General features: G+C 35.5%; 13 protein-coding genes. 12 read left to right on the top strand and 1 reads right to left on the bottom strand.

Annotated elements, in window-relative coordinates; all coding sequences use genetic code 11:
- On the top strand, positions 1-3,204 hold the full coding sequence (locus QY331_11460; protein ID WKZ68565.1) for a peptidase MA family metallohydrolase: 3,204 nt from the start codon (positions 1-3) through the stop codon (positions 3,202-3,204).
- Between the two features lie 22 nt (positions 3,205-3,226).
- Here QY331_11460 and QY331_11465 read toward each other — a convergent pair whose 3' ends face one another.
- Positions 3,227-3,484: a zinc ribbon domain-containing protein gene (locus tag QY331_11465; GenBank protein ID WKZ68566.1), complete on the bottom strand. Its 258-nt coding sequence runs from the start codon at positions 3,482-3,484 to the stop codon at positions 3,227-3,229.
- A 103-nt stretch (positions 3,485-3,587) separates the two neighbouring features.
- Between QY331_11465 and QY331_11470 the strand changes: the two genes are divergently transcribed.
- From QY331_11470 to secF, 11 genes are all read left to right on the top strand, one after another.
- Positions 3,588-4,250, top strand: a complete 663-nt coding sequence (locus tag QY331_11470; GenBank protein ID WKZ68567.1) for a hypothetical protein — start codon at positions 3,588-3,590, stop codon at positions 4,248-4,250.
- Between the two features lie 101 nt (positions 4,251-4,351).
- On the top strand, positions 4,352-5,296 hold the full coding sequence (locus QY331_11475) for a ribose-phosphate pyrophosphokinase (protein WKZ68568.1): 945 nt from the start codon (positions 4,352-4,354) through the stop codon (positions 5,294-5,296).
- A 29-nt stretch (positions 5,297-5,325) separates the two neighbouring features.
- On the top strand, positions 5,326-5,979 hold the full coding sequence (locus tag QY331_11480) for a 50S ribosomal protein L25 (protein WKZ68569.1): 654 nt from the start codon (positions 5,326-5,328) through the stop codon (positions 5,977-5,979).
- Between the two features lie 6 nt (positions 5,980-5,985).
- Positions 5,986-6,597 carry an aminoacyl-tRNA hydrolase gene (gene pth, locus QY331_11485; GenBank protein WKZ68570.1) on the top strand — a complete coding sequence of 204 codons (612 nt, stop codon included), beginning with the start codon at positions 5,986-5,988 and terminating at the stop codon, positions 6,595-6,597.
- Between the two features lie 9 nt (positions 6,598-6,606).
- Entirely contained in the window at positions 6,607-8,673 is a 2,067-nt protein-coding gene (locus tag QY331_11490) for a sodium-translocating pyrophosphatase (protein ID WKZ68571.1), read from the top strand.
- Positions 8,674-8,752: 79 nt separating this feature from the next.
- Complete coding sequence (rpsF, locus tag QY331_11495; protein WKZ68572.1) at positions 8,753-9,145, top strand: 30S ribosomal protein S6; 393 nt, start codon at positions 8,753-8,755, stop codon at positions 9,143-9,145.
- A 13-nt stretch (positions 9,146-9,158) separates the two neighbouring features.
- Entirely contained in the window at positions 9,159-9,632 is a 474-nt protein-coding gene (locus QY331_11500) for a single-stranded DNA-binding protein (protein WKZ68573.1), read from the top strand.
- A gap of 20 nt (positions 9,633-9,652) precedes the next feature.
- Complete coding sequence (gene rpsR / locus QY331_11505) at positions 9,653-9,862, top strand: 30S ribosomal protein S18 (protein WKZ68574.1); 210 nt, start codon at positions 9,653-9,655, stop codon at positions 9,860-9,862.
- A gap of 14 nt (positions 9,863-9,876) precedes the next feature.
- Positions 9,877-10,320 (top strand): 50S ribosomal protein L9, encoded by a 444-nt coding sequence (gene rplI / locus QY331_11510; GenBank protein WKZ68575.1) that lies wholly within the window; start codon positions 9,877-9,879, stop codon positions 10,318-10,320.
- 176 nt (positions 10,321-10,496) lie between these two features.
- A complete protein-coding gene (gene secD, locus QY331_11515; protein ID WKZ68576.1) occupies positions 10,497-12,386 on the top strand; it encodes a protein translocase subunit SecD in 1,890 nt (629 codons plus the stop codon).
- A 29-nt stretch (positions 12,387-12,415) separates the two neighbouring features.
- Entirely contained in the window at positions 12,416-13,555 is a 1,140-nt protein-coding gene (gene secF / locus QY331_11520) for a protein translocase subunit SecF (protein WKZ68577.1), read from the top strand.
- The last annotated feature ends 40 nt before the right edge of the window (positions 13,556-13,595 follow it).

The following is a 13,595-nucleotide window of genomic DNA, read 5'->3' on the forward strand; positions in this document are numbered from 1 at the left end:
ATGCGAAGTATAATATTTACTGTCTTCATTTTACTTTCACTTACAATGCAAACAATTGCACAGTTTGGTCAGAATAAAGTTCAATACAAAGAATTTGATTGGTATTATATTCAGACTAAACACTTTGATATATATTTTACTTCCGAGGGAACTGAAATTGCCGAATTTACGGCTAAGGCGGCTGAAGAAGCTTTAGAATCAATACAAGAATCTTTTGACTATCTATTAAATAATAGAATATCTCTTATCGTTTATAATTCTCATAATGACTTTCAAGAAACAAATACAACTGGATCTTACTTAAGTCAAGGTGTTGGTGGATTTACCGAACCATTTAAGAATAGAGTTGTATTCCCGTTTGAAGGATCGTATGATAAATTTCGTCACGTCATACATCATGAACTAGTTCATGCGGTTATGCGAGATATGCTATATGGCGGAACTCTTCAAAACATAATTGCAAAAAATATAACTCTTAACCTGCCGCACTGGTATCATGAGGGAATGGCTGAATATGAAGCAAGCGGTTGGGAAACTAACACTGATATGTTTATTCGTGATGCCATTATGAATGAAAATTTACCGGATATAAATCGTTTATCAGGTTATTGGGGATACCGGGGCGGTCAATCTGTTATGGCTTATATAGCAAGAACTTATGGTCGAGAAAAAATAGGCGAAATACTTCACAAATCGCAATCAACAGGAAGTTTACAAGAAGGATTAAAAGCTTCGATTGGATTAGACTTTGAAGAATTGAATGAACGCTGGCGAAATTATTTTAAAAAACAATATTGGCCGGAAATTGAACACAAACAAAATCCTGATGAATTTGCAAAAAGATTAACAAATCATACAAAAGACGGCGGATTCTATTATACAAGTCCGGCAATCTCTCCTCAGGGTGATAAGATAGTATTTATCTCAGATCAAGATATTTATTTAGACATTTATTTAATGGATGCCAATACCGGCAAAATTACAAAGAAGATTATTGAAAGCGGAAGAACACCAAATTTTGAAGAATTGAATATACTGTACCCTTCTTTAACATGGTCACCGGACAATAAAACTATTGCACTTTCATTAAAGAGCAGCGGTTTCGATAGAATTTATACATTCGATACAGACGAAGAAGAATTCACAGAACTTCCTTTTGAATTAGATGGAATTGAGTCCGTTAATTGGTCTTCTGATGGGACCAACCTAGTTTTTGTAGGAGCTAATGCTGTTCAATCGGATTTATATGTTTATAATCTTGAAACAAAAGAACTGTTTAATCTAACGAATGATATTTTTTCAGAATCGGATCCACGGTGGTCGGTTGATAATGAAACCATATTTTTCTCATCTGATAGAGGTCGCTTTACTGATCCGACTAAAATTCCAGAAAATTTAGATATCTTCTATCACAATTTCCGTCAGCTAGATTTGTATGCCATCAATTCGAAATCATTAAAAATTACTCGTCTAACCGACTGGGAATTAAGCGATGAAACTTCCGCAATAAGTTCTCCAGATGGTAAAGAAATTTTGTTTGTCTCAGATAGAAGCGGTATAACAAACCTGTATAGAAAACGTATTTCACTGAATGAATCAGATTCAGTTTCTACAATCGTAGATTTACCTGCGTATCCACTGACGAATTCTTTGAATGGAATTGAACAGATTTCCACATCCGCCGATGGCAAAAAGTTAGTTTTTTCATCCTTATATAAAAGCGGTCATAACATTTTTATGCTTAATAACCCGTTTGATATGAAGCCTGTTGACGATTTAAAGTATACAAAGTTTATGAAGGAGTTAATTGAATCAAGCTACAAACATTTTGATCCATTCGTAACAGCCAGGTTGAAAACTGACTCGACTTCTGAAGTTAAACTAGTTGAGGAAAGAGAAATTAATTTGATTGAGAGCAAAGACAGTTCACGAATTATTACCGGGCAATATGTTCAAGAAGATTCGACAAATGAGGAAATAGTTGATTATTCTAGATTTGTTTTTGGAGAATCAGTTGCAACTTCTGATACGCTTTCATCCAAATCGATGCGCGCGGAAATGTTTTCAGAAAAATTAGACGATGATGGAAACTTTCTTTTAAATAAATACAAAATTGATTTCTCACCAGATCTTATTTATGCAAATGCTGGCTACAGCACTATGTACGGAGTGCTCGGTACAACTGTTTTATCTTTTAGTGATGTGCTTGGTAATCATAGATTGGTTGGGATAACTAGTCTCCAAATTGATTTAAAAAACAGCGATTACGGTTTGGCATATTATTATCTGCCCAAAAGAATAAACTATGGTATCGAAGGATTCCATACCGCAAGATTTGTTTACCTGTCTAGACCGGGTGGTGCAGATTTATTTAGATTCAGAAATTTCGGCGGCATTGTATCTGCTAGTCTTCCTATAAACAGATTTTATAGAATTGACGGAAGTTTAGGTGTGTTTTCTACATCATCAGAAAACTTAGATGATTTCAGAGAACCATCAAAGAAAAGAACATTTGTAATTCCTTCTCTAAGTTTTGTTCATGATAATGTTTTGTATGGATACACTTCCCCTATTGAAGGAACAAGATATAAATTAACACTTTTTGGAAATCCCGGGATTGATGATGGTTCTAGAAGTTTCTATTCTCTGTTGTGGGATTATAGAACGTACTTAAGATTTTGGTTTGATAATCATTTTGCGATTCGATTTTCCGGAGGTTACTCTGCAGGTGCAAATCCACAAAGATTTTTTATCGGTGGAACAGATAATTGGGTAAATAGACAATTTGCCACCGGTGAAGTTCCTATTGAAGACCCTGAAGATTTCGCCTTCTTTACACCGGGTTTACCGTTGCGCGGTTATGATTACGCCCAACAAATTGGAACTAAATATTCACTTCTCAATTTAGAATTGAGGATGCCTTTAATTCGTTATTTATTGACGGGACCACTACCTTTGTTTTTTCAAAACATTTTAGGAACGGCATTCGTTGATGTTGGATCCGCATGGAACAATAATGATCAACTTCAATTTTTCACAAAGAATAGTGAAGGTAATACAATTACAAAAGATCTGTTGATTGGAACTGGTTTTGGTTTTAGAGTTTACTTTATATTTTTGTGGAGAATTGATGTAGCTTGGTCTTACAACGTTGATGCTTTTTCAACACCTAGATATTATTTCTCAATCGGTTTAGATTTTTAATCTTAGGACTGAATAATCAGCCCTATTTATTTTCTGCAGCAACAGGTTTAGTTTCTTCTTTCTTTACTGTTTTAATTTCCTTCTTTTCTTTGTTACCATTATTCTTATAATCGGTTTGATAAAATCCACTGCCTTTAAAAATCGGTGCTGCACCGCCGCTGATTAATTTTCTCAGCTCACCACCACAACTTTCACAAACTGTTACCGGTTGTTCAGTAATTTTTTGAAAATACTCAAATAAGTTTCCGCACGACTGACATTTATATTCATATGTTGGCATTTTATTACTCCCATAATTAAGCGCTGTAAAAATATATCTTTGAAGCCAAAAAAAAAACAAGTATTTTGGTTCGGTCTCATTAATCACAAATTCATTAATCTCCATGTTGAAAAAATTTTTCTTCTTTTTACCAATTTTATTACTTCTGCTTACATCATGTCTAAACTATACCCAAATTACAACAATAAAGACCGACGGTAGCGGCGAAATGTTTGTGCATTACTGGATGAAATGGGAAGACAAAAAAGATTCGGTTTTGCTTAACAAACTACACATCTTTAATGCTGATAGCATTAGAAATGAATTTTCATCCCCACACAACACAATAGAGAGAATTAATACATTTATAAATTATGCTGATTCTACTATACATGCTCAAGTTGAATTGGAATACAATAATTTTGATTCTCTAAAGTTTACTAGAGCATTCAAAGGTGCAAATTTTTCTCTGGTTGACGGCCCAAATGAGACTAAAATATTTTCACAATACCTACTTCCTTTTGCAACGGGATTTGGATTGAAACCTGATGACTTTAAAATCTCGCTTATTTATTATCTGCCAGGAGAAATTTTAAGTCATAATGCAAAATCAAAATCACGGAACAAATTAACTTGGGATTATTCCTTAAGTGAAATAGGAAGCGGTGAAAAGATTTCGGCAACATATCGTCCTTTTCGCTTAAAAGAGACTCCACAATGGGTTTATTTCTCAAGTTTACTGGTGATTTTAATAGTGCTTTATTACTTGTTCCGAAAAAGGAAATAAAGTTCTATTCATTATAAGTTATTGTAATTACTTTATTTGACATACCTTTTCTATTTAGCTATATTTGAAATCTGTATATTTTAGAAGACGATGAGGAAAGTGTGGAATCTACTCCACTAATATTTTCCGGTAGCTCAAATCCTGAACTTGCTAAGAAAATAACAAATTATCTTAGCTTGCCTTTGGGAACGCTAGATTTAAAACGATTTAGTGATGGCGAAATTTGGGCAAAATACCAAGAAAATATTAGGGGAAGAGACGTCTTCATTGTTCAATCAACCCATCCTCCTGCTGATCACCTGATGGAGTTGTTAATATTGATTGATGCGGCAAGAAGAGCTTCCGCAAAACGAGTTACTGCTGTTATTCCCTACTTCGGTTATGCCAGACAAGACAGAAAAGATCAACCAAGAGTTGCTATTACTGCAAAACTTGTTGCAAATCTTTTAACTGTAGCTGGTTGCGATAGAATAATAACTATGGATTTGCATGCTGCTCAGATACAAGGATTTTTTGATATACCTTTTGATCACTTATACGCAAGTCCGGTTTTCACTTCTATCTTCAAGGAAATGGCCGAAGAAGTGATTATGGTTTCGCCGGATATGGGTGGAATAAAATTAGCCCGTTCTTATGCTAAACGATTAAATACAAATATTGTTGTTTTAGATAAGAGAAGACCGGAACACAATTATGCTGAAGTGATGCATGTAATTGGTGATGTTGATGGAAAAAATGTCCTACTGATTGATGACCTAATCGATACAGGGGGTACATTCGTATCGGCAGTTTCAGCTCTTAAGAAACATGGTGCAAAAAATATTTACGGAACCATTACCCATCCCGTTCTTTCAAGTGATGCGGTAAAGAGAATAGAAGATTCTGAATTAGACACTCTATATGTGAGCGATACTATTCCGCTTAGCAAGGATAAAATGAGCTCAAAAATTGTTGTAAGAACCGTTGCAGAATTATTTGCCGAAGCGGTTATTCGTTCTTATAGAAATGAATCTATAAGTTCACTTTTTGAAATTGATAAAGGTTAGAAAAGTATATTACACGGAGATAAAATAAAATGGCTGAAGTAACATTAAAAGCAAAAAAAAGGGAGATTTCAACTAAAGGTGCAATTAACCAAGCAAGAAAAAGTGGTAAAGTGCCCGGTGTTTTCTATATTAAAGGTCAGGAAGGTATTCCCATTTTAGTTGAAGAAAATGATATTAATCCACTTGTATTCACATCTGAAAGTCACTTGATACAGTTAAAAATTGAAGGTGACTCTGCCGATATGCATGAATCAATTCTAAAAGAAATTCAGTTTGACCCGGTAACCGATAAGGTTGTTCACTTTGATTTAAGAGGTATTACCAGAGGTGAAGTACTTGAACTCGAAATCCCATTAGTCCTTAGAGGAACTGCAGTCGGGGTTAAAGAAGGTGGAGTATTGCAACAAACATTGCATAAATTACAAATAGAATGTTTACCGCGGCACATCCCCGAACATTTAGAATTCGATGTATCTAACTTAAAATTCGGAGAGTCAATCACAATTGCAGATCTTTCTTTCGAAAATGTTAAAATTCTTAATCCGGTAAAAGCTGTCGTCCTTTCAATAGTTGCACCGAAAATTGTAGATGATAGCAAAGAAACCGAAGAAGAATCTGCTGAAGAAATCAACGAACCTGAAGTGATTAAAAAAGGTAAAGCTGAAGACGAAACAGACGAGTAATTATTATTGCAAGCTGTAATAGGTATTGGAAATCCCGGCGTCAAATATGTTAATACTAAACATAACGCCGGGTTTATTATTATTGATAGATTTCTCGAAAAAAATAATCTAATTTACAAGACTTCAAAAAGCGACTATCTTTTTGTTGAGGGCAAGTTTCGAGAAAATGATTTTCTAATTGTCAGACCGACAACTTATGTAAATAATTCCGGCTTTGCCGCAATTGATATTTGTAGAAATTATAATATCAATATCGAGGATTTATTAGTTGTTGTTGATGACATTAATCTTGGAATGGGACATCTAAGAATTAGGAAAAGCGGTGGCAGTGGTGGTCATAATGGATTAGAATCTATTATCTATCATCTACAATCACAAAATTTTCCAAGAATGCGTTTTGGGATCGGTGCTGAATTTGAAGAAGGATTGCAAGCCGATTACGTATTAAGTAAATTTTCGGCCGAAGAATTAACCAAGTTAAAACCAAATTTTGATTTTGCAGTCGAAATAATTGATGAATTTTTGATCGGTGGTATTAAAAATATGACCGATCATTTTAGTAAGTTTTCGAATAAAATTAATCAAAAAGAACCCCCACACGAAAGAGAGGAAAACTAGGAGAAAAATATGGATTCGTTAATTTTCGTAATTCCTGTCCTTGGACTAACTGCACTTCTCTACTCATATACAAAAAACGTTTGGATCAATAAACAACCTGCCGGCACAGACAAAATGATTGAAATTGCCGGACACATTAAAGAAGGTGCTATTGCTTTCTTAAAAACAGAATATAGAGTTTTAGCAGTATTTGTAGTGTCTGTTGCAGTATTACTCGGGATTGCAAATTCCGGACGAGAAGATTCTTCATGGATTATAGCAATCTCATTTATTGCCGGAGCCTTATGTTCAGGCCTTGCCGGTTACCTTGGAATGATTGCTGCAACAAAAGCCAATGTTAGAACAACCAACGCTGCTAGAACAGGTTTAGGACCAGCCCTAAATATTGCCTTTTCAGGCGGTGCAATTATGGGGATGAATGTTGTCGGCTTAGGTATCCTCGGATTAAGTGTCCTGTTTATTGTTTACAGCAACCTCGATTGGGATCTCGGGAAAGTCATAAATGTTCTATCAGGTTTCTCACTGGGTGCATCCTCAATAGCCTTGTTCGCAAGAGTGGGCGGTGGTATTTATACAAAAGCTGCCGATGTTGGAGCCGATTTAGCCGGAAAAGTTTATGAAGGAATCCCTGAAGATGACCCGCGTAACCCAGCAACAATTGCCGATAACGTTGGTGATAACGTTGGCGATGTCGCAGGTATGGGAGCGGATCTATTTGAGTCTTATGTTGGAGCAATTATCGGGACAATGGTTCTTGGTGCATTATTCGCCAGCCCGGAAGTTCCTGAGTTGGGACTTGAAGCCGTACTTTTGCCATTATTTATCGCCGGAGCGGGAATTATTTTATCAATTGTGGGCTCATTCTTCGTAAAGGTTAAAGAAGGTGGTAATCCTCAAAAAGCTTTAAACATTGGTGAATTTGGTGCCTCAGGTTTGATGGTCATTGCATCGTATTTTATTATTCATAACGTTCTCCCCTCTTCATGGGAATTTGGTGGATTTCAATATACAAGTAACGGAATTTTCTTCGCAACACTTATCGGATTATTTGCAGGCACCTCAATTGGTTTGATTACAGAATATTATACAGGTACCGATAAAAAACCCGTAAAAGGAATTGCAAATCAATCTATTACTGGTGCTGCTACAAATATTATTTCCGGTCTTGGTGTTGGTATGATGTCGACAGCTTTTCCAATTATTATTATAGCGGGTAGTATTATTGTTTCATACGAATTAGCAAACCTATATGGTATTGCGATTGCTGCTCTCGGTATGCTTTCGGTAACCGGTATTCAATTAGCAGTTGATGCATATGGTCCAATTTCTGATAATGCCGGTGGTATTGCCGAAATGGCGGAGCTTCCAAAAGAAGTTAGAGAAAGAACCGATAAACTTGATGCTGTTGGAAATACAACTGCTGCAATAGGAAAAGGTTTTGCAATCGGTTCTGCAGCTTTAACGGCACTGGCACTTTTCTCAGCCTATATGCAACAAGCCGAAATTATAACAATCGATCTTGCAAAACCAATAATTATGGGAGGTCTGTTGGTCGGAGCCATGTTACCTTTCTTATTTTCAGCATTAGCAATGGGTGCCGTAGGTAGAGCAGCTAAGGAAATGATAATTGAGGTTGGAAGACAATTTAGAGAAATAAAAGGTTTACGCGAAGGTACAGCTAAAGCAGAATATTCAAAATGTGTTGAAATTTCTACAAAAGCAGCAATAAGAGAAATGATTGTCCCAGGGTTAATGGCTGTTACAGTTCCGGTGGTAATTGGATTTTTTAGTAAAGAAATGCTAGCGGGATTATTAGCCGGAGTAACTGCAAGTGGTGTTTTGATGGCTATTTTCCAGTCGAATGCTGGTGGTGCTTGGGATAACGCGAAAAAATTAATTGAAGGCGGTATCGAAATTGACGGATTCAAATACACCAAAGGATCGGAAGCTCATAAAGCTGCTGTTGTTGGTGATACGGTAGGCGATCCTTTTAAAGATACATCCGGACCTTCCCTCAATATTTTAATTAAACTTATGGCGGTAGTTTCACTAGTTATTGCACCGCTTATAAAATAGTATTATATTTGAGGTCATATTTTTAAACCCTGCTCTCCGAATTAATCGGTGGGCCAAACGTCCAAAGGGAGGTGAATAGATGACTAAACGACATTATGAAAGTGTTGTGATTTTGAATGCAGCATTAGAAGATGAGCATATTGAATCAACCTTAACACGAATAGAAGAAATCCTCAAAACAAATGGCGCAGAGATATCCGAGATTGAGAAATGGGGTCGCAAGCGCTTAGCCTATCCAATTCAAAAATCTAAAAGTGGTTATTACGCAATTTTCCGTTTTGAAGCAATGTCAGAAACAATTGCAGAATTGGAAAGAATTTATCGTCTTGACGAAACTGTTGTAAGATATCTTACAATAGTTTTAGGCAAAGAAGATTTGGAACACATCGCAAAAATGAAAGAAAGAGCTACACAAAAAGAAGCCGAAGTTTCAGAAAAAGCAGTTAGTGAAGATAAACAAACATCAGACTAGTTGGAGGTAAATGATGGCAGATTTGAAAATGCCGGAATTAAATAGCGTTGTTGTTGCAGGTAATTTAACTAAAGACCCTGTGTTTAGAGAAACTACTAATGGAACACCCGTAGTAAATTTTCACATTGCGGTAAATAGAAGATACAAAGATAGCAGCAACCAATGGCAAGAAGATGTATGCTATGTTGGTGTTGTTGCTTGGAATAAATTAGCTGATAGCTGCAAAGAAAGATTGTTTAAAGGAAGCGCTGTTCTTGTTGATGGTGAACTTCAAAGCAGAACCTTTAAAACCGATGAAGGAAAAAATAGAACTATCGTCGAAATAAAAGCAAAAAGAATTCAATTCTTGAATAAGTTTAACAAACCTAATGAAGATGGAGATTTTTCTGCTAGTGACGATGATGACTCCAGCTATGAAGATAATTCGTTTGATAAATTTTTGACTGATGAAGAATCTGATTTGATGAATAACGACGATAAAAAATAAGTTCAAAAAGGGTAAATTAAATGAAAGTAAAAAAAGTAAAACGCGTAATTGATGATTATATCGATTACAAAGACTCAAAACAACTTCAGAAATTTATAACCGATCAGGGAAAAATCATTCCTCGTAGAATTACCGGTTTAAGTGCAAAGCAACATCGTGAATTAGTGCGCGCAATTAAACGTGCTAGACAAGTTGCTATTTTACCATACGTTTCTGAAGCTGTTAAGTAATTGAGGAGAAACTAATGAAAGTAATTTTAAGAAAGAATTACGAAAAGCTGGGTGAGATAGGTGAAATAGTTGATGTGAAAAACGGGTTTGCCCGCAACTTCCTTATTCCTCGTCAAATAGCTTATGTAGCTACCCAAGGTAATATTAAAGCGTTTGAAGAAGAGAAAAAACAAATTCTTAAAAAAGAAACTAAGGAATTTGAAGAAGCACAAAAACTTGCAACCGAACTCGAAAATGTTTCAATCTCCATCCCCGTTAAAGTGGGCGAAGAAGATAAAATTTTCGGTACAGTTACAACTCAGATGATCGCTGATTCTTTAAAAGAAAAAGGTTACGAAATAGATAAACGCAAAATTGAAATTGCAGAACCAATCAAAGCTCTCGGAATTTATACAGTTAATGTTAAACTTCACCCAAAAGTTCAAAGTACAGTAAAAACCTGGGTGGTTAGAGAGTAGTTTACTATTTTCGTTGATAATTTGGCCCGGCTTTATGCCGGGTTAATTGTTTATAAAACAATAGCTTAAGCAGAATAACAACATCAAATTAAATTGATTTTTAGAGGTCAACTGTCTATATTGGTTGTCTTAATTTAAATCAGATTATCCACTTAAATTAAAGGTTTATTGACAGGATGAAAGAATTTAGATTTAGAATTATTCTCATATTGGGAGCCGTTGCCTTAAGTCTCTATCTACTCTATCCCACATATGCTGATTCGCAAAACACCATTACTATACAATCACAATTAGAAAGGTTTAGAGATAGTCTGCAAACAGCGAACCCTAATCTTTCAGATGATGATTTGGTTAGATTGGTCAATTTAAAAGAAGATGAAATTTATGCAGACAAACCTGATTTCAGAACCGCAAAAGAAAAACGTGTTAAATTAGGTTTGGACTTGCAAGGTGGTATGTATTTAGTTATGGAAGTTAATACGGCTAAACTTCTTGAAAAATTAGCAAAGGATCCCGATCAAAGGTTTCTTGAATTATTGGGAGAAGCCGAACAGCAAGCTAAAATTGAAGAAGTAAACTTAGTATCTATACTTGCAGAAAAACTTCAACAAAACAATATTCGTTTAAGCCGTTATTTTGGGTCGATTAGACAAGACGATGCTGATATTATTGATGACTTGCAAGAACAAGAATCGGATGCTGTGACAAGAGCTATCGAGATCATTCGAAACCGTGTTGACCAATATGGTGTATCTGAACCAAGCATTCAAAAGCAAGGTGCAAGAAGAATTATTGTTGAGTTACCGGGCATTTCTAAAGAAGAAGATGCTAAACGACTTTTGCAAGGAAGTGCTCTTCTTGAATTCAAAATTGTAAAAGAGTCAGAACTTACTATCCAAATAATGAACTCAATCGATACAAAACTCGCCGAGTCTTTAAAATCAAGTACAGACACCACTTTATCAGATGATACAACTTCTGCTGAAGATATGACTCAAGAAGAATTTGCAAGAGAGCATCCATTTTATGCAATCGCTATGATAAACCCTCAAAGTCCTTTTGCCGATGCATTTGTACGTGAGAGTGATAGACCAAAACTCGAAGCTTATCTAGCTCGCCCGGAAATTAAAAATATCATACCCGATAATGTTGAGTTTGCTTTTTCAGCAAAACCGGCTTCAGTTGAAGGTGGAGAAAATATTTTCAGACTATTTTTATTAAATAAGAAAGCAGAATTAACTGGTGGTGTTATTGTTGATGCTCAGTCAAACATCGATCCGCAAACCACAGCTCCGATTGTAAATATGCAAATGAATGCTGAAGGTGCGAGAGAATGGGCGAGAATAACAGGTGCAAATATTCAGAAAAGATGTGCTATTGTTCTTGACGGTGTAGTTTATTCGGCTCCAACTATTCAAAACAAAATACCAGGCGGAAGTTCGGTTATTGAAGGAATTGGTGATCTAGAAGAAGCAAAGTTATTAGAAATTGTACTTAAAGCCGGTGCTCTCCCTGCCCCGGTTGATATTATTGAAGAAAGAACAGTAGGTCCTTCACTAGGACAAGATTCTATTAGCCAGGGTTTGAATTCATTAATTATCGGATTTGTAATTGTTGCTATCTTCATGATCTTCTACTATGTAAAAGCCGGAACTATTGCAGACTTGGCATTATTCTTTACTGTGTTATTTATTATGGGAATACTTGCCGGTTTTAATGCAACTTTAACTTTACCCGGTATAGCCGGTATCATTCTAACGATTGGTATGGCGGTCGACGCAAACGTAATTATTTATGAGCGTATTAGAGAAGAATTAGCGACCGGTAAAACCGTCAGAGCTGCAATTGATAGCGGGTATTCAAATTCTTACTCCGCAATTTTCGATTCAAATATCACAACATTTTTTACAGGTGTAATACTTTATCAATTTGGTAGCGGTCCGGTTCAAGGTTTCGCGCTTACATTAATGATTGGTATTGCTTGTTCATTGTTTGCTGCACTCGTTGTAACTCGTATCGTTTTCGATCTTATGGCAGCAAAAGGCATGAAAGTTAACTTGGGTTAATATTTCTTTATTTAGGAGAGTTTTATTAAATGCGAATTTTTGAAAACACAAATTTTGATTTTCTCGGTAAAAGAAAAATTGCTTATATAGTTTCAGGTGTATTATTAGTTTTTGGATTATTGAGTTTATTATTCAAAGGTATTGAGTTTGGAATCGACTTTAAAGGCGGTACTGAAATAGCGCTTGAATTCGAAAAACCTATTGAAGTTGGAGATGCTCGAGATTATTTAGGTGGATTAGGACTCGGAAATATAGAAGTGAAAACATTCGGCGGAGAAACCGGTTTACTTATCAGGTCAGAATTACAAGAAATACCGGCAGATCTTTTCCCAAGCGTATTGGAAAGAGTTGAAACTTTAATCAGCAAGAATTTTCCCGATCTTACTTATCAAATTACAGATACAACATCTTCATCCGTTACTTATTCCATATCGGATCCACTTCTCGTTGGTCCTCTAACGGATAAGTTAACTAATTCCGGATTCCAAGCGATTAGATTTAACCAAGAAGAAAATAACTCAAAACTTATCGTTAGAGTTGGAATTGCCGATTGGATTCAAGAGAATTTACTTGAATACATGCCAGATAATAAATTCAAAGTACTTAAAGAGGATAACGTTGGACCTAAAGTTGGCGGAGAGTTAAAACGTGACGCAACAATTGCAGTTTTACTTGCGCTAGTGGTGATGCTGATTTATCTGGGATTCCGTTTTAAATTTGTCTTTGCTCTTGGTGCGGTTGCTGCACTATTTCATGACGTTTTGATTACTTTAGGAATTTTCTCAATTCTTTATAATGTTATTCCGGGATTAAATCTCGAAATATCAGTAAACGTTGTAGCTGCTTTTCTAACGCTTGTCGGTTATTCTATAAACGATACTGTGATTGTATTCGATAGAATTAGAGAGAATATTAAAATTCATAAAACGGCACCACTGGAAGACAATATTAATAAAGCAATAAACAAAACTATCCCGCGAACAATAATTACTAGTCTTACCACATTAATTGTTGTAGCTGTTTTATTATTCTTTGGTGGAGAAGTTCTTAGAGGATTTGCTTTTACTTTATTCTTTGGTGTAGTGATAGGAACTTATTCCTCTATTTTTGTTGCTAGTCCTTTCGTTTTAGAATATGCAAGCAAAGTTAAGAAAAATATTCAGTTCTAATAAGTATTTTAATGGATTACTAAAAACCCGAACATTTGTT

The sequence above is a fragment of the Melioribacteraceae bacterium genome (assembly GCA_030584085.1).
Classification (GTDB): Bacteria; Bacteroidota; Ignavibacteria; order Ignavibacteriales; family Melioribacteraceae; genus SURF-28.

Coding starts and splice junctions, on each gene's coding strand:
- rpsR (WKZ68574.1), top strand. CDS start 9,653: ATGAAAGTAAAAAAAGTAAAACGCGTAATTGATGATTATATCGATTAC.
- secD (WKZ68576.1), top strand. CDS start 10,497: ATGAAAGAATTTAGATTTAGAATTATTCTCATATTGGGAGCCGTTGCC.
- rpsF (WKZ68572.1), top strand. CDS start 8,753: ATGACTAAACGACATTATGAAAGTGTTGTGATTTTGAATGCAGCATTA.
- QY331_11460 (WKZ68565.1), top strand. CDS start 1: ATGCGAAGTATAATATTTACTGTCTTCATTTTACTTTCACTTACAATG.
- QY331_11500 (WKZ68573.1), top strand. CDS start 9,159: ATGGCAGATTTGAAAATGCCGGAATTAAATAGCGTTGTTGTTGCAGGT.
- secF (WKZ68577.1), top strand. CDS start 12,416: ATGCGAATTTTTGAAAACACAAATTTTGATTTTCTCGGTAAAAGAAAA.
- QY331_11490 (WKZ68571.1), top strand. CDS start 6,607: ATGGATTCGTTAATTTTCGTAATTCCTGTCCTTGGACTAACTGCACTT.
- QY331_11470 (WKZ68567.1), top strand. CDS start 3,588: ATGTTGAAAAAATTTTTCTTCTTTTTACCAATTTTATTACTTCTGCTT.
- QY331_11465 (WKZ68566.1), bottom strand. CDS start 3,484: ATGCCAACATATGAATATAAATGTCAGTCGTGCGGAAACTTATTTGAG.
- QY331_11480 (WKZ68569.1), top strand. CDS start 5,326: ATGGCTGAAGTAACATTAAAAGCAAAAAAAAGGGAGATTTCAACTAAA.
- rplI (WKZ68575.1), top strand. CDS start 9,877: ATGAAAGTAATTTTAAGAAAGAATTACGAAAAGCTGGGTGAGATAGGT.